Below are 20607 nucleotides of genomic sequence, written 5' to 3'. Positions count from 1 at the left end.
TTCTGAATTCTGGCGCCCGCGTGGCGCATTCTCCGTTCCTATGCCAGCCTTATTGTGCCGCGATTGGCGGCGCAATAATAATCAAAGAGAGGGATGGTATATGGAGAAGCTCTGGGGGCATCCATTGTTACCGGTCAAAACCCGGCTGTCGCGGCTGTATGTCGCACTGGCGGCGGCGTTGACGCTGACGGGTAATATCAGCGCGTCCTATGCGGAAAATATTGAGGCAGAGGATAGAGTGGAACGCGCGGGCGATGTTGACGGCATGTATGGCAATGAACGGCGTCTCGCTAACTTTCAGGGGGGCTTTGACGTTTTGAACGGCAAGGTGATGAACCTTGAGCGGTTGGGTTTTGGTAATGATGGACAGGGCGGTATTAAGCAGCTCCAGCCCGTCGGCGATGCGATTCTTGATGGCAGCCGGCATATTTCTCATTCGGTCTCCTATGGCGGTACGGTCAGCGTCGGGCAGAATCAGGTCAGCGATTTACTGATTGACGGCGGCACCTTCAGCGCCAAAAACCTGGTGGTCGGCTCCGAGAGCCAGCCGCAGGCGACGGTGCGGGTGGAGAACGGCGCCCGGTTGGTGACCGATGATGCCACGGTGAACTACGGCCCGGACGATACCGACTACCGATATGGCCCGAAAGTGGCCGTCGCCGGTAACGGCAGCGAATGGCAGATTGCCAACCGGCTGGCGCTGGCCGGCAAGCTGGACGTGCTGGATGGCGCGCAGGTGACCGCCGGCGAGCTGGCGGTGGCCGAGCGGCCTTGGAACGGTACAAAAAGTTCGGATATTTACGTCAGCGGTGAAGGCTCGCACCTGCATTCCCGGGGGCGCAGCGACATTGATGTCCTGTCATTAGCTGACAATGGCCGTTTCAGCAACGACGGCGGCAGGCTGGCGCTGAAAACGGCACTGATTATCGGTAGCCGTGGTTATTTTGACGGTCATGTGCCTGCAGATGATGATAACAGTTGGATGCCGCCTATGCTGGGTGGGGCGCAAGCGCCCGGCATCCTTGACCCGGGCATCGCGATGACGGCACCGACCATTATTTTTAACCATACCGCGGATGATTATGCATTCGGCAATACCCTCACCGGCAGCGGTGTAATGGCTAATGTCGCCGGTCAGACGATATTGACGGGCGATCTCGGCAATTACTTTGGCGATGTGTTCGTCAAAGAGGGTAAGCTGACCATCAATACCGATCTGGGCACTAATCCTGATTATCAGCTGTTAAAAGAGCATAAACTGCGCGTTGAGGACGGCGGAACGCTGATCCTTAATGGCACCATGGGAATGTTTGCCCGCAATGTCGGCTTTTCGACCTCACTGTTTGTTGAGCCCGGCGGCGTACTGGGCGGCAATGCGACCATTGGCCGCACGGTGGTGGAAAACGGAGGCCATCTCTCCCCCGGCGACGATGGTATCGGCAAGTTTGATATCAACAGTTATCTGACCTTTAACGACGGCGCATTATATGATGTGGATATTGCCGCGGACGGCCGCAGCGACAGCACGGCGGTGTTAGGTCAGACCACTATCGGCAAAAACGTCAAGGTACATGTCAATGCCCTTGACCCGAACGTCAGCTATCAGGACGGGCAAACCTACCGCATACTCACTTCTGAAAAGGATATCGCCGGTACGTTCAGCGCCGCGGTGCTGGACTCGGCGTTTTTAGACGCAACGCTTGAGCACGGCAAGCAGTTTGTCGATCTGATCGTGAAGCAGCTCGGGCCCATCGGCGATGCGCTGCTTGACGGTAGCCGGCATATTTCCCATTCGGTTTCCTATGGCGGTACGGCCAGCGTCGGGCAGGATAAGGTCAGTCATTTACTGATTGACGGCGGCACCTTCAGCGCCAAAACACTGGTGGTCGGTTCTGAGCGCCAGCCGCAGGCGACGGTGCGGGTGGAAAATGGCGCCCGGCTGGTCACCGGCGATGCCACGGTGAGCTACGGCCCGGACAATACCGACTACCGATACAGCCCGAAAGTGGCTATTGCCGGTAAAGGCAGCGAATGGCAGGTAGGCAACCAATTGGCGCTGGCCGGGGAGCTGGACGTGCTGGATGGCGCGCAGGTGACCGCCGGCGAATTGGTAGTGGCCGACCATCCTTGGGACAGTACAAAAACGTCAGAGATTTATATCAGCGGTGACGGGGCGCACCTGCACTCTCGGGGATTCAGCGGAGTGGGCGTGCTGTCATTAGCCAACAATGGCCGTTTCAGCAACGACGGCAGTAAACTAGCGCTTAATACGGCGCTGATTATCGGCAGCCGCGGCTATTTTGACGGTTATTCACCTACGGATGTCAATGGTCATGAGATCTGGACTCTGCCGGCGTTGGGTGAGGCGCAGGCACCAGGCATCCTGGACCCGAACATTGTGGTGGATACCTTAACCTACAATATGGGCATGCAGCACTCCATCATATTTAATCACACTGCAAGCGATTACCAATTTGCCAATACCGTCAACGGTGACGGCACGATGGTTAATGTGGCCGGTCAGACGACGCTGAGCGGCGATCTTACCGGATACAATGGGTATATTTTCGTGAAGGGCGGCAAGTTGACGGTCAACGGCGACATGGCGACCAATATTAGTTTTTACCCGAGGTACCAGGAGCTGCGTGTGGAAGATGGCGGTACGCTGATTCTCAACGGCACCGTGGGCGCGTTTATCGAGCAATCGTTGGGCAATCCGGGCTTTTCCAGTTCGCTGTTTGTTGAATCCGGCGGCGTACTGGGCGGCAATGCGACCATTGGCCGCACGGTGGTGGAACGTGGTGGCCATCTTTCTCCCGGCGATGGCGGTATCGGTAAACTGACCGTCAAAAGCTATCTGACCTTTAAGGACGGCGCGTTCTACGATGTAGATATTGCCGCGGACGGCCGTAGCGACACTGTGGGGATGCAGGGTGAAACCACCATTGGCAAGGACGTTAAAGTACTGGTTAATGCGCTCGATCCGCATAGCAGCTATCAGGACGGACAAACCTATCGCATCTTAACCTCTGGCGACGGTATTGAAGGCATGTTCAGCGAAGCGGTGCTGGACTCGGCCTTTTTGGAAACGGCGCTGACGCGCGACCGGCAAACCGTCGATCTGACTATCCGGCAGAAAAACAGCGGCGGCGGTGACGACGGTCATACCGGCGGTGGTGACGACGGTCATACCGGCGGCGGTGACGACGGCCATACCGGCGGCGGTGACGATGGCCATACCGGCGGTGGTGATGACGGCCATACCGGCGGCGGTGATGACGGCCATACCGGTGGTGGTGATGACGGCCATACCGGTGGTGGTGACGACGGCGATACCGACGGCAAGCCGAACGCTCCGGGCATCTTCCAGACGGTGGCGGTCAGCGACAACCAGTGGAACACCGCCGGTGCGCTGAGCTCGCTGGCGCAGCAGGGGCCGTCGCTCGGCCTGTACAACTCGCTGCTGATGCTGAATGCGGGGCAGGCGCGCGAGGCGTTTAACCAACTGTCCGGTGAACAGTATGCGTCGGTGCAGTCGAGCCTGCAGCAGAGCGGTACGCTGGTAGGCAACGTGGTGAACCAGCATATGCAGACGATGTTCGACGGCGACAGCCTGACGGTGCCGCCGCTGGCGATGAGTCTGGTGCAGGGACCGGAGCGTGAGCGCAACGGGGCCTGGGGACAGATGTTCGGCAGCTGGACGCGCAGCAAGGGCGACAGTGACACCGGCAAACTGGACAGCAACACCGGCGGCTTCCTGGTAGGGGCGGACCGTGAACTGAGTGAGGGGGTGCGCGCCGGCGCTTATGCGGGCTACAGCCGTACCCATTTCGACGTTGACAGCCGTGCGTCGTCGGGCCACAGCAACAACTACCATCTGGGTCTGTATGGCGCGGGGCAGCGCGATGCGCTGGCGCTGCGCGGCGGCCTGGGCTACAGCTGGCACCGGATTGAGAGCGAGCGCAACGTCGGCTTCGGCGGCTATAGCGACCGGCTGAAGGGTGATTACGACGGCAATACGCTGCAGGCGTTTACGGAGCTGGGCTACCGGCTGCGTTATGAGTCATCGAGCGTGGAGCCGTTCGTCAACCTGAGCTATGTGCGTCTGCATACGGATGCGGTGCAGGAGCAGGGTGGCGCGGCGGCGTTGAGCGTGAAGGATGAGACGATGAACACCTTCTACTCGACGCTGGGCCTGCGCGGTGCGACGGATATCCCGGTCTCGGGCGTTGACGTCACGCTGCACGGCAATCTGGGCTGGCAGCACGCCTACGGCGACACGGACACCTCGGCGCGGATGGCGTTCGCCACCGGCGACAGCTTTGCCACCAAGGGGGCACCGGTGGATAAGGACGTGGCGGTGGTCGGCGTCGGTCTGGACGTACCGCTGACGCGTTCGACGCGGGTCGGGGTGTCCTATCAGGGACAGTACGGTTCGCAGCTGCAGGCCAACTCGGTTAACGCGCAGTTGACGGTCTCTTTCTAACTACAGGCACCCGGTTAACGCGGCCGGGTCAGCCGTAATCAGGCCCGCTCACGTTCTCTTGAGCGGGCTTTTCCAATTATGGCGATCTGAACGGGAGTGCTTTAGCGGGCCACTGGTTAATTGCCCGCCTGTCCTGCAAGCGGCGTCATTCAACCCGGCGCCTTGTAAACCATGATGATGATGCAAGAACATTTATCTTGTCAGGTGATTAATCTACCATGAGCTTATCCGGGCGAATGGTGCGAGGCTGAGTATTACATTGACAGGTAAAAAGAAAAGTACCATCAAAGAGGTCGCAGCCTTGGCGGAGGTGTCGATCGGCGTGGTTTCCCGGGTGTTGAATCCTGGCTCTGGCTCCGTGTCTGAACGCACCCGTCAGCGTATTCTTAAGGCCATGCAAACGCTGAACTATACCCCGCAGAGCGCCGCCCGTGAGCTAAAAACCAGTTTGAATAACACCATTGGCCTGGTGGTGGCAGATATCGCCAACGATTTTTTCGCTGAAATTGCCGATCTTATTGTCCGTCGCGCCAGAGAAATGGCGATGAATGTCATTTTGGTCACCACCCAGGAGGATCCGCAGCTGGAGCGGGAAAGCCTGGAAATGCTGATGCAAAAACGGGTAAAGGCCATCATCGCCACGCCGACCAGCGACAACAGCGATATGTGGCAATCCATCAGCGAAATGGGGATCGCGGTGATCTTCATCGATCGCTATCTCAAGGACGTGGCGCACGCCAGCGTCATTGGTTTTAATAATGAAGCTTCCGCCCGTGAGGCCACCTGCTATCTTGCCCAGCAGGGACATCGGCGCATTGGCTGGATCAGCGGGCCGCTGAACACGTCAACCTCTTTGCAGAGGCTGGAGGGGTACCAGCAAGGATTGCAAGCCAGCGGCATTGGCTGGGAGCCGCAGTATGCGGTGGTGAAGAACTTTCGCGATCCGCTTGCCAGCCAGGCGCTTGACGAGCTGCTGGCGCTGCAGAACCCGCCGACGGCCATTATTATCGGCAATACTTCAATTGCGCCGATGATTATGTCGCGCATCCGGGCGCTGAAACTTGCCGTCCCGGAAGATCTGTCGCTGATTGTTTATCACGACAGCCACTGGAGCCGGTTACTGAGCCCGTCCATCAGCGTTATCAAACATCCGCTGGAAGCGCTGGCCGATAAGGCGTTATCCAGCCTGTCTGGCGAGAAGCAGGAACCCTGTGAACTCAACAGCCGGTTAATCAAGCGCGAGAGCGTGCTCCGGATTAAATAGGCGAACCGTTCAACCGCCGGATTTGCCTGATAATGGCGCAGTGATCCAGTTCCCCGTCGCCGGCGGCAATCATCTGGCTGAAGAGCGTATTTATCGTTTCCGTCAGCGGTAGTGTCAAACCCAGTTGCTGAGCCAGCGCCACAGCGCTGCGCGTGTCTTTGAGCTGCCACTTTGCCGCGCCGCGCGCCTTAAAGTCCTCGTTCACCATCCGCGCGCCGTGTTGCTGCAGCAGGGTCGAATCGGCAAATCCGCCCAGCAGAGCTTCGCGTACTTTTGCCGGATCGGCGCCGCCTCGCTGGGCGAGCGTAAAGGCTTCCGACAATAAACTCAGGGTGCCTGCGACAATGATCTGATTGGCAAGTTTAGCCAGCTGCCCGGCTCCGACGTCACCGATGCGCGTGACGGTTCCCAGATGGGCGAGCAGGGGGCGCAGGCGATCGATGTCATCAGCATTACCGCCGGCCATTAATGATAACGTGCCGTTTTCTGCTCCCGCCGTGCCGCCGGACACCGGCATATCGATATACTCAGCCTGCGCGCTCATTGCCTGACGTTGCTGCTCCATCACTATCGCGGGCGACAGGGTGCTCATCATGACAATCACCGTGCCGTTGGCGATATGCCGCAGCGCGTTAGCGTCGAAAATCACCTCATTGCAGGCCTGCGCATCGCTTAATAAACATATGATGACCTGACTGCCGGCCAGCAACTGAGCGGAGGAGTCCGCGACTGCAATACCATACTCCTCCAGGGCGCGCGCTTTTTCCTTGGAGCGATTCCACACCGTGACGGTATAACCGGCGGCGGCCAGGCGTCGCGCCACCGGTTGCCCCATGAGTCCGGTCCCTAACAATCCAATGCGTGTTTCGGCTGCCATGTTTCCTCCTGAGATAACCGCCGCGCCGTATAGCGCAGCGGGTCATGCCGTTATTTATAAGCCTGCCAGACTGACCATCTGCTTACGCAGCTCGACGATATCCAGATTGTTGTCAAACTGAACATCGGAGAAGCGCACCGCCTGGTTTTTGGCAACATCGCGAACCAGACGGACGTGGTGCGCCAGCCCCATCGGCAAGAGATCCTGCGCCACGCTGATGCTGGCCGGCAGCGCATTGGCCCAGACGGTGAAGCCGCCTTCGCCATCCAGCATTTCTCCGGCTTTCAGATCGCGCTTGGCGGTCGCCACCGCATCGCCCCGGAAGCTTAATGCCGAACCGGTGGCCTCTCCGCGCAGCACCGCAGAAAGAATGCTGATGCTGGTTTCAAGGCCAATCAGGTGGAAGGGGCGCCACATGGAGGCATACCATCCGCTGGGGTCTGTCAGCAAGCCATACTGTTTGAAACAGGCGCGGCTATACTCATCTCTGGCTTTAAAGGTGACAAATACGCCGTAGCGGATGTTGTTGAGCACTTCCCGTCCGTCCGGTTCCTGGCTGGCGGCAATGTCGACCAGACCGCTGCGGCTCAGCCGCCCGCCGTCAGATTCCGGTGAGAACACGCGCGCCAGGTCATGCACGCCGGCAGGGGGGAAAGCCAGCCCGTTATCGGGGCAGTCCAGCCCGGTGGCGTTGGCCACCGCCGCCATTTCAATCGCCGCTTTGGTGCCGTCGGTGAAAGAGTTGTACATCTTGGGATTGAAGTCGCCGGCCGCCACTTCCTCTTCGCTCCAGCCGAAAAATCCCCACACGGTATCGGGCGTGGAGTAGCGATAGCGCGGTTCAAAATTCATGCCTTTACCTGCGGCCACGATGTCAAATCCGCAGGCCCTGGCCCAGTCCACCAGCTCACAAATAATGGCCGGCTGATCCCCGTAAGCCATGCTGTAAATGACGCCGTTTTTACGCGCACGTTCGGCGATCAACGGCCCGCACAAGACATCGGCTTCGACATTCACCATCACCACGTGCTTGCCATGTTCGACGGCATGGAGCGCGTGACGCGTGCCTGCCAGCGGGTGTCCCGTCGCTTCGACAATACAGTCAATCTGCTCACAGCGGAACAGCTCTTCCGCGTCCTCAACCACGCAGGTTGATCCTTCGCGCAGTGCCGCCTCAATATTTGCGGCCTGATACTGGGAATCCGGCCAGCCGACACGCGCCAGCGCCGTCCGTGCTTTTTTCACATCAAGATCGGCGACGGCCACCACCTGCAAGCCGGCAAGATGGCGTAACTGGGCAAGAACCATCGAGCCAAATTTACCTGCGCCGATAATGCCAACCCGGACGGGCTGCGCGGAACCTGACTTTACGGCACCGGCTCGCTCGGCTAACAATGCTGCTAAGTTCATGTGCTACTCCTTTACAAGGTGTGATGTGTCGGATTTAACGCCAGCCAGCGACCTGGCGGCGGCTTTTACTCAGGAGATAAATCAGTAACGGCGAAAACAGCACCAGAATCGATAACAGGTAGAGACCATTTTGCGATTTACCGCTAAGGGAGATGGTGAGCCCCACCAGGAAGGGGCCGAAAAAACCGCCGATATTGCCGATGGAATTAATCAACGCCAGACCGCCGGCCGAACCTTGGCGGGTCAGGAAAGAGGCGGGCAGGGTATAGAACGTAGGGACGCACGACAGCATGCCGACGGTCGACAGCGTCAGCCCCAGCATGGAAATCACCGGCGAATCACTGATGGCGGCAACCACAAATCCGACAGAAAACAGCAGCGAAGGCAGGATGAAATGCCAGGTGCGCTCATTGGTTTTATCAGAATGGTTTGACCACCAGCACATCACGACGGCGCCAACAATATAGGGAATGGTGCCCAGCAGTCCGACCACGGTATCAGAGTAATCAAAGCGCTTAATAAATTGCGGCATCCAAAAGCCGAGGCCGGTCAGGCCAATCACCGTAAAGAAGTAAGCCATGCCTAAAACCCAGACGCGGCGATCCCTGAACATCGCCTTTAAGCCGGCGTGGCCGACCGCTAATGTCGCCTGCCGCTCTTTTTCCATCAGCGTCTGGTAGGCCCGGCGCTCTTCAGAACTGAGCCAGGAAGCCTTGGCCGGTTCGTCGGTGAGATAAAGAAAGACAATCAGCGATAAAATGACCGGCGGGCAGCCTTCAAGTAAAAACAGCCACTGCCAGCTTTCCAGGCCGCCGACCTGATGAAAGTTGTCCAGAATATAGCCGGAGAGGGGGTTGGCGATAATCGCCGCCAGCGGCACCCCCAGGTAGTAAATGGAAAATACCTTGGCCAGCTCCTGTTTGGGAAACCAGGTGGTGAGATAGAAAATAATGCCCGGCGCCAGACCCGCTTCGGCCACGCCGAGTAAAAAGCGCAAAATACTGAGGCTGACCACCCCTTGGGCAAAGGCCATCGCCATGGAAATCACGCCCCAGGTGATCATGATCCTGGCCAGCCAAAAGCGCGCGCCGTAGCGTTCCAGCAGCACGTTGCTGGGGATCTCAAACAGGATATAGCCAAAAGAGAAAATGCCGACGGCAAAACCAAACTGTTCCGGCGTTAACCCGAGAGCGTGGTTCATGGTTAATGCCGCCATGCCGATATTGGAGCGATCAATAAACGCCAGCAGATACATCATCAGGATCAGCGGCATTAAACGCATCCGAGCTTTTTTGATCGCGCCACCTGCCAGTGGCGAGATTTCTGTCTGAGGCTGGTCCGGCGTAACGTCAGCGCCGGCCAGTGAACTGTCATACTCTTCTACGTGTTTCATGATGAATCCCAGTAGTGTTTTAACCCCCGGAAATATCACGGAAAATGCATAGATACCGCGATGCCTGAATAAAAGTAAAACGTTTTACTTTTTTGTGAGTTTTACGACAGACCGTTAAACAGTCAAGGGGATGTCGCAGAGAAGTTAAAAAATTGTGACTAAGTTAACGTGTCGCCTTGGCGGCTAAAAAGCGCGCCGAGGGCGAAGACTTACCGCTGGCGGCAGGGGAGCCGGGAACTGTTGTTTGATACCGAATGGCTGAAGAGAACGTCGGTTGCCGGGGCATCTTTCGGCACAGAGAAATGGAAAAGCAAAAAGCCCGCTTAAGGAAACTTAAGCGGGCTTTTCTAATATGGCTCCTCTGACTGGACTCGAACCAGTGACATACGGATTAACAGTCCGCCGTTCTACCGACTGAACTACAGAGGAATCGTGTGAACGGGGCGAATAATAGCGGGGTGATGCGGGCTTGTAAAGCCTGAAAACAGCTTGCCGTTTCGTTTGCTGCAAGATTATTCAACCTGCTGCTTTTTATGGCTTTTATTGATGCTCTGCTGCGCAATGACTGATGGCTTGCCCCACTGGCTGCACGCCGGATGCCTTACGCTGGTGCAAACTTTCGCCGTTCTCTGCCGTTCAGTGCTTGGCGTTTATCGGTGTCGGTATCATTTTTTCTTATTTTTCCGTCGATTAGTTGGCGGGTTCTCTTATTTCGCCGCTCTGGCCCGGATCTTGCTGCTGTTTTGCCATACGCAGTTCAGTGGCATGACGGAGGCAATATGAATTTCAGACGTCTGAAGTATTTCGTGAAAATCGTCGATATCGGCAGCCTGACCCAGGCGGCGGAGGTGTTGCACATCGCCCAGCCGGCGCTCAGCCAACAGTTGGCGACCCTGGAAGGGGAGCTGAAACAGCAATTGCTGATCCGCACCAAGCGCGGCGTGATGCCGACTGAGGCCGGCAATATTCTTTATGCCCATGCCCAGACCATTCTGCGTCAGTGCGAACAGGCGCAAAGCGCAGTCAACGGCGCGGGGCAGGCGATGAGCGGCCATGTGTCCGTCGGGCTGGCTCCGGGCAGCCTGGCGTCACAATTGGCGTTGCCGTTGCTGCAGGCGCTGCGCGATCAGCATCCAGGCATTTTGCTCAGCCTGAACGAGAACATAGGGTCGACGCTCGCCGGGCAGGTTGCCGGCCAAAGTCTGGATATGGCGGTGATCTACGGCGCTAAAATGCCTGTCGGCCTGCAGGCCACGGCGCTGATGCGGGAAGATCTTTATCTGGTGGCGACGCGTGCGGTTCCGAACCCCGGCAACAGTGTTGATCTGTTGGATGTTGCGCGCTTGAATCTGTTCCTGCCGCGTGAGGGGGATGTCGTGCGCACGCAGGTGGATGAAGCCATGGCGGTGCGCAAGCTGGCGGCCAATGTGATTGGCGAAATTGAGTCTTCCGGCACCTTGAGTGCGGCCATCGCCAGCGGCCTGGGAGCCACTATTTTGCCAGAGTCGGTGGCGCGGGCGATGATTGGCCCGGCCAAAGCCTGGATGGCGCGGATCAATGCCCCGTCGTTGAGCGTACCGCTTTCGTTGTGTATCTCCAGCCAGCAACCCCTGTCAGCCCCGGCGTTGGTGGTGAAAGAGATCCTGCTGTCGATCGCCGCCAGCCGCAGTCAGGAAAAACGCGTGTTGGCGTTGGTACAGTAAATCGGAAAAAGGTTTTGATGCCGGCGTAACGGCTGCAGGTGTCAGGCGCGGCTTTCACCGCGCCTGCCGGGGTTGCCGATTAACTGAGCTGGTAACGGCTGTCCGGCCGTGCTGCCGCCGGCAAATCCGTTTCGTCGTTCATTTCACGCAGGTTGATTTCAATCGCGTTGCACATGGCATTGAGCGGCAAATCGTTGGCGGCGGTGCCGAACGGATCTTCCAGTTCCTCTGCCAGCGAGTCCAGCGAGATGAAGGTGTAAGAGATAAACACCGACACCAGCGGCGTCATGTAGTGCAGGTCCGGCACCAGCGCGAAAGGCAGCAGGGTGCAGAATAAATAAACCGTGCGGTGAACGATCAGGCTGTAGGCAAACGGGATCGGCGTATTGGCGATGCGTTCGCAGCCGCCGAGGATCTCCGACAACCGGTTGAGATTTTGGTCGATGCTGTGAAACAGCATATCTGACAGCTGCGCCGATTGCCGCTTCTCACCCAGCCATTGCCCCATCATTAGCAGCAGTCGATTGCAGGGGGACATGCTGTTTTCTATCGCCCGCAAATCGACGTTGGGCAACAGGCGTTGCAGATCTGCGTGGCTGTCGGTGCCGCGCAGTTGGTGTTTCAGGCAGTAGCTGAACGCGATCAGCAGGGCGGCAAATTCACGTGCCGCCTCTTCCTGCTGCGGCAGCAGGCTTTTGATCTGGCGCAGCAGCGAGCGCTGAACGATCAGCAGGCTGCCCCACAGTAACCGCGCTTCGGTGAAACGCGCATAGCTGACGCTGTTGCGAAAGCCGAGAAAGATAGCGATCGCCACGCCCAGCAGGCTGAAGGGCGCCAGGGTCAGTTTGACACCCAGGTGTTCGTACCACTGGAAACACAGCACGGCGACGATGGACATCGCCACGTTGAGGCTGAGGCGAAACAGAATTTTGGAGAGCACCGAACCGTGCCAGACGAAGAGCCGCCTGAACCAGTGTTGCTGAGGTCTGACAATCATATGAGTGGTAGAAACTGGGGAATGGGAGCCGCTGTTGTAACAGATTTGCGGTCCGCACATCAACGATCTGAGTATGAAAAGTTAAAAAGCCCGCCGAAGCGGGCCTGAAGCGTTGGCGATTAGCGGAACGGCGGCTCGTTAAAGGTGCGCAGTTTGCGGGAATGCAGGCGATCGCCTTCGGCGCGCAGCAGGTCGATAGCGCAGATGCCAATCTGCAGGTGTTCCGAAATCGCGCCCTCATAAAAGCGGTTGGCCTGGCCGGGTAGCTTGATTTCACCGTGCAGCGGCTTGTCGGATACGCACAGCAGCGTGCCGTAAGGCACCCGGAAACGGTAGCCCTGAGCGGCGATGGTGGCGCTTTCCATATCCACCGCGACGGCGCGGCTGAGGTTAAAGCGCAGCGCCGAAGCGGAATAGCGCAGTTCCCAGTTGCGATCGTCGGTGGTGACCACGGTGCCGGTGCGCAGGCGTTGTTTGACCTCTTCGCCGGGCATGCCGCTGACCATTTTGGTGGCGTCATACAGCGCACGTTGCACTTCGGCGATGCTGGGGATCGGGATATCCGGCGGCAATACCGAGTCCAGCACGTGATCGTCACGCAGGTAGGCGTGGGCCAACACGTAGTCGCCAATCGACTGGCTTTCACGCAGGCCGCCGCAGTGGCCGATCATCAGCCAGGCGCTGGGGCGCAGCACCGCCAGATGGTCGCAGATGGTTTTGGCATTGGACGGGCCGACGCCGATATTGATCAGCGTGATGCCCTGACCGGTGCGCGAGATCAGGTGGTAGGCCGGCATCTGGTGATTTTTCCAGGCCAGGTCGGAAACGGCCTGGTCCGGCGCGGTGGTTTCCGGCGTGATATAGATGCCGCCGGCGCTGGACAGCGCAATATAAGGGCTGGCCGGATCGGCTATTTCTGCGCAGGCCCAGCGGACAAACTCGTCCACATAGCGGGTGTAGTTGGTGAACAGCACGAAGGGCTGAAAATGCTCTACCGGGGTGCCGGTGTAGTGCCGCAGTCGCGCCAGCGAAAAATCGGCGCGCAGGGCGTCGAAGTGCGAAAGCGGGAAGGTGCTGGTGGCGTGGAACAGGCCGTCGGCGGTCTCATCGCCAATTTGCGCCAGCTCGGTGGTCGGGAAATGCTGCGCCAGGCTGGCGCTCATCGACCGATCCAGCATCAGGTTTGAACCGTCGATCACGTAAGGGAAAGGGATCTCCTGTTGTGACGGCCGAACCTCAATATGTGCATCGTATTCTCCGGCCAACATCGTCAACTGCTCGGTCAGATAGTGACGAAACAGATGTGGGCGGGTGATGGTGGTGGTATAGCAGCCGGTATGAGTGAAACGGCCATAGGCGCGGGTTTTGGTCTGGCCGGGCGATTTCCCGTCCCAACTGACGCGCAGCTCTGGGTAAACGAATAACCCGTTAGCACGGGTCCGTGCGTCGGGCAGGCCACCGTGGCTGATAAAATCGCTGACTGCCTGGCGCAGTGCGTCAACCGAGGCGACATACAACGCTTCCAGTTGTTCGACTGCCTGAGCGGGGGTGAGGCCGGTGCCGGATTGCTGACTGCTCATACTCTCTCCTTGGTTCTCCCGGCTATGCAGCGGGAAGCATACGGATGCCGATATCAATTCACTGCAACAGGTTAGTCGAAGATGGGCGCAAAAGCTTTGGAGAAACCGTAGGGGCGAAGAAATTCGCCCCTCAGACTGCTGACAAAGTCCCTTGTAATTAACATCAGGAGGCCGGAGCGGCCTGTTCCACTTTCAGTGAGACCAGGCCAATGCCCAGTTTTTTCGGCACAAAGCCGCCGCTGGCACCTTCCTGCGGTTCCGTGGGGGCCGGTGGGGTGATGCTGATATTCTGAGCCCCTTTGGGGTTGTCGAAGCGCAGGGTCACGGTGGTGTCCTGATCGCTGAGCGTCACAAACTGCTCCTGGTCACCGACGCGCACCGAGATAGGTTCGCCAACGTTTTTACCGTAGGCGCGGGCGCGCAGCACCAGATCAAATGCGGACGGCAGTGGATCGACGTAATCGATATTCACTGTCGGCGCCAGGTTGGCATCCGACCAACGGCCCCAGTCTTCGACGCTGGAAACGCCGGTGATTGCCTTCACCTGCTCCGGCATGCCCGGCAGCATAAAGGCGATGGCGTCCGCGTGATATTTAACCGCGGCGTCGTCCACTTTCAGCTTGTCGACGGCGCTTTGGTAGGCGGCAACGCTATCGGCGTTCGGGTTGCCAAAGTCGACCTTGCCGCGATAGCTGCCCCCTTTGGCCTGCACGATGTGCGGTGGGGCGGCCAGATTGCCCGACGCGACGCAGGTGTCGGTGCTCAACGCCAGTTCGGGTGACCACACCCGGCCGATTTCATAGCACTTGTCGACCCAGACGAATTTCTCGCCCGCGCCGAGCCCGGCGAGCTGCTTTTTCAGCGGCGTGGACAGGTAGACGTTAAACATCGGCTCAATTTTGTTGTCCGTCACCTTCAGAATAAACGGCACCTTAAAGGTGATGCCGGAGAAGGTAAACCGGTTGCCCTGATCGTCGAGACTGTACTGGCTGATGTTGTTCGGGAAGCCCCACTGTTTCACCACCGCCGGTTTCCAGGTGTTGATTTTTTCATCGATATTCAGGAAGACGCTAGCCAGCGTCGGGCTGGACAGGCTGCTGCGGCCGAGGCCAATGTAATTATCGCCGCCCATCACGTCCAGCACCGTGGCGCCGTTGTCCAGCGTGCTGCGCTTCTCGTTATGCAGCGCGGTCTGCGGGCGGGTGCCGTCGATGATAAAGAACAGGTTGCGGCGCTTGTGTTTGGTCAGGATGTCATAGGCGGTGTTGTTCATCGCCAGATGGTCCGAAGACACCACGATAACGGTATTCTTGAAGTAGTCGGACGCTTTGATTTTGTCGATCAGCGCGGCGATATGTTGCTGGCTGCAGGCTACCGCGCTCAGTGAGCGGTTCTCTTTGTTCTGCCAACTGAACGACTTTTTGCTGCAGGTGGCGGAGATAAAGCCATCCGGATGATGGGTGTCCACGGTCAACGCGAACAGCGAGAACTTTTTGTTCTGTTTCGACAGCTCGACAAACTTGTCGAATACCAGGTCCAGCAGCGTATCGTCGTACCAACCCCAGTCATTTTTATAGCTCGGGTCGCTGACCTGTCCGCGTAATTCCTTAAAGCCGTAGGCATGGTCAAAACCGTGCGATTTCAGGAAGGTGTCTTTGCCGGCGAAGGCCAGCTCGGCGCCCTGATAAAAGTAGTTGTCGTAACCGGCGGATTTCAGCACGTCGCCCAGGCAGACGTTTTCCGGGTAAAAGGTGGACACGGCACTGGAGGCGTTGCCGTCAAAAGGGGCAAACAGCGGGATGCCGCACTGCGAGGACACCATGCCGGCAATGGTGTAGCCGGTGCCGGGCAACTGCTGAGTGTTGCTGAAATCGATACTGTTTTCACGGTGTTGATTCAATTCGTCGGTCAGGCCGGGGAAGGTTTGCGGGTCGAAATAGGTTCGTTCCAGGCTTTCGGCATAGATATACACCAGGTTCGGCGCTTTGCCCTGCACGGTTTTCTTCGGCGCTTTGTAATAGGTGTCAAAGTCGGCGGTGTCGCCGCTAATCTGGCTTCTGACCAGCAGCGAGATGTCCTGAAAGGCCGGGGTGGTCCCAACCGAAAACAGGGCCAGCAGCACGGCGAGCACGCTGTAAACCACGCTGCTGCTTTTCGCCTTGCGCCGCACCAGGCTCAGGGTTAGCACGGTGAAGATCAGCGCCAGCACCGCCAGCAGGCCGATAAACGGCAGCAGGTATTTGCCGACCCCCGCGCCTTTCAGGCTGCTGGTGAGGGTATAGATCACCGCATCGGTAATGCCGTCGCCGGTAAAGTAGTTACTGGCGATCAGTACCACGTTGAGGATCAGGTAGCTGCCCAGCAGCGTCAGCAGGGTGGCCAGCCACCAGCGGTTGGCGGCGGCTCGGGTCCGGTAGATTAAAATTGAGGCTAAAAAAAGTGCAAACGAGATTAATGCTGAAACCATCCACCGTACCCTGTCTGATTAAAAAGAAAATCTTAACTGCCCTGGCAAACGCCGCCAATCCCGGCACGGCGTGAAAGAGGAAGGGTATAGCGCATTGAAAGTGTCAGGGTCAATGCGTGTTTGCGCCGCCCAGGCGCGGCGGGGTGCGATTGGTCGTTTTTGTGACAATAGTGTGACGCTAATCACGCCCGTGAGAGGCACCCCGCGGGAATGTTGCTCATCCGGCGTTTGGCTCTAGCCTTAATGGGTAACCTCGACGCGACACCTTTACTCTTTCTTCAGGAGAAAACCATGCATAGCCTTCCCGCCGCTGTCCTCGATGATTTGGCCCCGCAGGGGGTGCTGCGTGCGGCAATCAATCTTGGCAATCCGGTTTTGGCACAGACGGGGCCAGGCGGTGAGCCACAGGGGGTTTCCGTGACCTTGGCCGGTGCACTGGCGCATGAGCTGGGTGTGCCGCTGGAATTGGTGACCTACGACGCGGCGGGCAAGGTTTTCGCCGCCCTGGAAACCGGGGACTGGAATGTCGCCTTTATGGCCATCGAACCGGTGCGGGCGGCAGAAATCGCTTTCAGCGCACCTTATGTGATCATCGAGGGGACCTATCTGGTGGCGCAGGCGTCCCCTTGCCGGCAGGTTGCCGAACTCGATCGGCCTGGGGCGCGCATTGCCGTGGGCAAGGGCGCGGCTTATGACCTGTACCTGTCGCGTACCTTAAAACATGCGCAACTGGTGCGGGCGGAGACCTCCGCCGCGGCAATAACCTTATTCCTCGAACAGGGGCTGGATGCGGCCGCGGGCGTGCGTCAGCCGTTGGTCGCTGCGGCAGCGGCAACCCCGGGTTATCGGGTGCTGCCCGGGCATTTCACCGCCATCCAGCAGGCGATGGCGGTACCTCGGCAAAAAACAGCGGGCGCGGCCTATGTGCGCGAATTTGTCGAGCGGTGCAAGGCGAACGGGCTGGTGCGGCAGGCGCTGCAACGCAGTGGGCAAGGAGATGTGACCGTCGCGCCTTCTGCTTGAGGGGAGAATGGTAGGGGCGCTGCATATGAACTGCGCCCCTAATAAAGCGAAAACCCTTAATGCAGTTCCACGGCGTACTGATCTACCGGGGTGATTTTCTTGATCAGTTTGTTGTCGAACAGGAACTGTTCGTAGGCCTGATAGCGTGCTTTATCCAGCTTGGCCGGATCGGTGGCGAACAGCGGCAGGCTGGCTTGCCAGGCCTGTTTGTTCAGCTCGGTATTCAGTTCCGGGTGTGCCTTGGCGAACGCCAGCCAACTTTCCTGCGGGTGGGCGTGCAGGTAATCGCTGCCTTTTTTCAGCGCGGCGAGGAATTTTTTGATTTTCGGCTCGGCCAGCGAATCGCGATTGGCGACGATAATCAGTTCGTCGTAGGTCGGCACGCCGTAGTCTTCCACGTTAAACACCACCGGATCTTTGCCCTGCAGCTTCAGCTCCAGCGCTTCAATGTTGCGATAGCCGCCGATCACCGCGTCCACCTGGCCCGCCAGCAGGGCGCTGGTCAGTTGGAAGTTAACGTTGATCAGTTGGGTGTCTTTGGGGTTGAGGCGTTCATGTTCAAGCATGGTCGCCAGCGTGGCCTGCTCGATGCCGCTGACCGAATAGCCGATTTTTTTGCCCTTCAGACCCGCCGGGGTGGTGATGCTTTTATCCAGCGTAATGACGGTATTGAGCGGCGAGTTAATCAGGGTGCCTACGCGCACCAGCGGCAGGCCCTGGTCGGCGAAAAAGTGCAGTTGTGGCTGATAGGTGATGGCCAAATCGGCCTGTTTAGCCGCGACCAGCCGTGGCGGCAGCGCCGGGTCGGAAGGGGGCACAATCTTGACGTCCAGGCCTTCCGCCTTGAAGGCGCCAATCTGCTCGGCCACCATAATCGGCGCGTGGTCGGGGTTGATATACCAGTCGAGCACCAGCGTCAGTTTTTCCGCGGCGCTGGCCTGGCCGACCAAAGTGGTGCTGAGCAGCAGCCCGCAGACGGTTTTTTTAAGCATGGTTGTTACCCTTGTCGTTGAAAGGCGATCAGTCATTTTCCGGCGCCCAGTCGATCAGGCGCAGCAGCAGCGCGTCTACCGTCACCCAGAGCAGGACGGTCATCAGCACTAGAATAAACAGCGCGGCAAAGCAGACGTCGGTCTGCATGCGCGCGTTGGCGTTAAGCATCACGTAACCCAGGCCTTCTGCCGAGCCAACCCATTCGCCGATGATGGCGCCGATGGGGGCGACGGCGGCGGCCATGCGCAGCCCGGAGCCGAAAGCAGGCAGCGCCGCCATCAACCGCACGTGCCGCAGTTGCGCCCAGGGGGAAGCGCGCAGGGTGCGTGCCAGATCGAGGTAATCGTTATTGACCCGGCGCAGTCCGTCGAAGAACGCGGAGGTGACCGGGAAGAAGATCACCAACACCGCCATCACTACTTTGGCGCTCATGCCAAAGCCGAACCACAGCACCAACAGCGGCGCCAGCGCAAACACCGGTATCGCCTGGCTGGTCAGCACCAACGGCATCAACCAGCGTTGCAGGCGCGGTGAAAAAATCATGCATAGCGCCAACGTGGCACCGAGCAAAACCCCGGCCAGCAAGCCGCAGGCGATCTCTGCGGCGGTGATTAGCGTGTGATAAGCGAGGTAATCCCGGTTGTCCCACAGCGCCTGCGCCACGGCAGAAGGAGAGGGCAACAGGAAGGCGGGAATATCACCCAGCGTGACCAGCCCCCACAGCAGCAACAGGCCGGCAAACACCGTCAGACTGCGGCGCATCCGTGACAGGCGGTTTTCAGGCAAGGTTTTCATCCGGCCGCCCTCACCAGTTGCAGCAGCAATTCGCTCTGGCTTTTCAGCAGTTGGGGGTTGTCTGGCGCTCGCGGCGGTAAACCTTCGATGACATGGCTATCATCGAGACCGGCCGGATAGCGGGACAGCACCAGCAACCGGTGGCTAAGGCGGCAGGCCTCCATCGGATCGTGGGTGATCAGCAGCACGGTATGCTGCGCCAGCAGTTCGGCAGCCAACTGCTGGATCATGGCGCGGGTAATGGTGTCCAGCGCCGAAAAGGGTTCGTCCATCAACACAATCGGCTGGCGTTCATACAGCGTGCGGGCAATCGCGGCGCGTTGGCGCATGCCGCCGGACAACGCGGCAGGCAAACTGCGGCCATAGCCGCTCAACCCCACGCGCTCCAGCAGATGTTCCGCCCAGGCGCGGTCAACCTTTTCGCCGCGCAGCCGTGCGCCGAGGCTAATATTTTCGTCAATCGTCAGCCAGGGATAAAGCAGATCCTTTTGCCCCATATAGGCAATGCGCCCGGCGATCGGCAGGCCATCGCTGCCGACCACCGTACCTGAAGTGGGTTTCGCCAGCCCGGCAATGATCTTCAACAGGCTGGTTTTTCCCGCGCCGCTGGCGCCGAGCAGGGCAACGAAGCTGCCGCCGGGAATATCGAAATTCAGACCATCGAAAATCACCTGCTGACCAAAGCGCAAGGTTAAATCCCGTACCTGAATGCCGGGCCGGACAGCCTTTGGCTGCATGTCGCCGAGGCTCATTGGGCATTCAACCCCATCTGCCAGAAGGCGGACTCCAGGCGGGTGGCGGTGGTGAAAATCACCGACAGTTCGGTCAGGCGGCTCTCGGCACCGCGCTGGTGGCCCAGGGTTTCCAGCAGATCGATAGCGGCCTGCACCCCGGCCAGATACGCCGGGTCACCATAGTTGCGGATCCACGAGGCATAGGGGTTGCCTTCCATCTGCGTATTGGGATCCTTGAGCAGGCGCAGGCCGATTTCGGCATAGCCGGCGACGCAGGGCATTAAGGCTGCCAGCAGATCGAGGGCATCACCGGCGTGGCCGATATCGAGCACATAGCGGGTGTAATTGAGGGTTTCTGGCGCTTCGGGTTCGGCGGCTATTTGCGGCTCGCTCAGCCCCCAGTCGGCGCAATAGGCCAGGTGCAGAGGCAGCTCGGCGACAATAGCATTGAGCGAGGCGGTGGCCGCCCGCATTTCCGGCAGGGTGCGCAGTTTGCTGACCAGCAGGGCGTAGGCGCGGGCAAAGTGGATCAGGAACAGATAATCCTGAGTCAGATAGCGGCGAAAAGCGGATTCGGGCAGCGTACCGGCCGCCAATTGCTGGATAAAAGGGTGTGCCACATAGTCCTGCCAGTGACCGCCGGCCTGTTGGCGCAGCTTGCCGTAAAGACCTTTATCGAACAGGGGAGTTAACATGGGACCTCCAAAAGTGAGTGGAGATCCGGGCGCGCTGAGGTGAGGTATGAACAGGCAATAGCCGAGAGGGGGTATTGCCGACCGTCCCTTCGCTGGCATGACCCAGATCAGGTTCAAAGGGTTCGGCTTACGCCATCTCAGCCCATAACAGGACACCCCTCGGAGGAGCCTGTTATACGATATTTACTTT

14 protein-coding genes, 1 tRNA gene and 1 riboswitch are annotated in these 20607 nt (G+C 58.8%); of the genes, 4 read left to right on the top strand and 11 right to left on the bottom strand.

The features are described from left to right. Nucleotides 1-100: 100 nt before the first annotated feature. A complete protein-coding gene (locus tag ACGS9J_RS03705; protein ID WP_442229718.1) occupies nt 101-4486 on the top strand; it encodes an autotransporter outer membrane beta-barrel domain-containing protein in 4386 nt (1461 codons plus the stop codon). A 259-nt stretch (nt 4487-4745) separates the two neighbouring features. After that, nucleotides 4746-5750, top strand: a complete 1005-nt coding sequence (locus ACGS9J_RS03700; RefSeq protein ID WP_442229717.1) for a LacI family DNA-binding transcriptional regulator — start codon at nt 4746-4748, stop codon at nt 5748-5750. Here ACGS9J_RS03700 and ACGS9J_RS03695 read toward each other — a convergent pair. From ACGS9J_RS03695 to ACGS9J_RS03680, 4 genes are all read right to left on the bottom strand, one after another. Next, the gene (locus ACGS9J_RS03695) at nt 5743-6627 is read right to left on the bottom strand and encodes an NAD(P)-dependent oxidoreductase (protein WP_442229716.1); all 885 of its coding nucleotides are present in this window, start codon (nt 6625-6627) and stop codon (nt 5743-5745) included. The two genes, ACGS9J_RS03700 and ACGS9J_RS03695, sit on opposite strands and share 8 nt — an antisense overlap. A gap of 54 nt (nt 6628-6681) precedes the next feature. Further along, a complete protein-coding gene (locus ACGS9J_RS03690; RefSeq protein ID WP_442229715.1) occupies nt 6682-8037 on the bottom strand; it encodes an NAD(P)H-dependent oxidoreductase in 1356 nt (451 codons plus the stop codon). 34 nt (nt 8038-8071) lie between these two features. After that, complete coding sequence (locus ACGS9J_RS03685; protein WP_442229714.1) at nt 8072-9430, bottom strand: MFS transporter; 1359 nt, start codon at nt 9428-9430, stop codon at nt 8072-8074. Nucleotides 9431-9783: 353 nt separating this feature from the next. Further along, nucleotides 9784-9859, bottom strand: a tRNA-Asn gene (locus tag ACGS9J_RS03680). Between the two features lie 350 nt (nt 9860-10209). On the opposite strand from ACGS9J_RS03680, the gene nac reads away from it, so the two are divergent. Beyond that, nucleotides 10210-11133: a nitrogen assimilation transcriptional regulator NAC gene (gene nac / locus ACGS9J_RS03675; RefSeq protein ID WP_442229713.1), complete on the top strand. Its 924-nt coding sequence runs from the start codon at nt 10210-10212 to the stop codon at nt 11131-11133. Between the two features lie 79 nt (nt 11134-11212). Here the strand turns inward: nac and ACGS9J_RS03670 are convergent, their stop codons facing one another. The 3 genes from ACGS9J_RS03670 to opgB all read right to left on the bottom strand — a co-directional run bounded on the left by ACGS9J_RS03670 (nt 11213) and on the right by opgB (nt 16177). After that, a complete protein-coding gene (locus tag ACGS9J_RS03670; protein WP_442229712.1) occupies nt 11213-12130 on the bottom strand; it encodes a bestrophin family protein in 918 nt (305 codons plus the stop codon). A gap of 119 nt (nt 12131-12249) precedes the next feature. Next, the gene (locus ACGS9J_RS03665; RefSeq protein WP_442229711.1) at nt 12250-13710 is read right to left on the bottom strand and encodes an AMP nucleosidase; all 1461 of its coding nucleotides are present in this window, start codon (nt 13708-13710) and stop codon (nt 12250-12252) included. A gap of 163 nt (nt 13711-13873) precedes the next feature. After that, nucleotides 13874-16177 carry a phosphatidylglycerol--membrane-oligosaccharide glycerophosphotransferase gene (gene opgB, locus ACGS9J_RS03660; protein ID WP_442229710.1) on the bottom strand — a complete coding sequence of 768 codons (2304 nt, stop codon included), beginning with the start codon at nt 16175-16177 and terminating at the stop codon, nt 13874-13876. A 291-nt stretch (nt 16178-16468) separates the two neighbouring features. Between opgB and ACGS9J_RS03655 the strand changes: the two genes are divergently transcribed. After that, a complete protein-coding gene (locus tag ACGS9J_RS03655) occupies nt 16469-17200 on the top strand; it encodes an ABC transporter substrate-binding protein (protein ID WP_442229709.1) in 732 nt (243 codons plus the stop codon). A gap of 56 nt (nt 17201-17256) precedes the next feature. On the opposite strand, the gene ACGS9J_RS03650 is transcribed toward ACGS9J_RS03655, so the two are convergent. The 4 genes from ACGS9J_RS03650 to tenA are packed head-to-tail and all read right to left on the bottom strand — an operon-like array spanning nt 17257 to nt 20417. After that, a complete protein-coding gene (locus tag ACGS9J_RS03650) occupies nt 17257-18192 on the bottom strand; it encodes an ABC transporter substrate-binding protein (RefSeq protein ID WP_442229708.1) in 936 nt (311 codons plus the stop codon). A gap of 28 nt (nt 18193-18220) precedes the next feature. Continuing rightward, nucleotides 18221-18988 (bottom strand): ABC transporter permease, encoded by a 768-nt coding sequence (locus ACGS9J_RS03645; protein WP_442229707.1) that lies wholly within the window; start codon nt 18986-18988, stop codon nt 18221-18223. Beyond that, on the bottom strand, nt 18985-19725 hold the full coding sequence (locus tag ACGS9J_RS03640; RefSeq protein ID WP_442229706.1) for an ABC transporter ATP-binding protein: 741 nt from the start codon (nt 19723-19725) through the stop codon (nt 18985-18987). The genes ACGS9J_RS03645 and ACGS9J_RS03640 overlap by 4 nt, the downstream gene beginning before the upstream one ends. 11 nt (nt 19726-19736) lie before the next feature. Then, a complete protein-coding gene (gene tenA / locus ACGS9J_RS03635) occupies nt 19737-20417 on the bottom strand; it encodes a thiaminase II (protein WP_442229705.1) in 681 nt (226 codons plus the stop codon). Between the two features lie 67 nt (nt 20418-20484). After that, a riboswitch (TPP riboswitch) is annotated at nt 20485-20587 on the bottom strand. Between the last annotated feature and the right edge of the window lie 20 nt (nt 20588-20607).

It is taken from the genome of Serratia quinivorans (assembly GCF_052113645.1).
GTDB lineage: Bacteria > Pseudomonadota > Gammaproteobacteria > Enterobacterales > Enterobacteriaceae > Serratia > Serratia quinivorans_B.
Note: the sequence above shows the minus strand (reverse complement) of the source record. Positions and strands in the feature narration are given on the sequence as shown.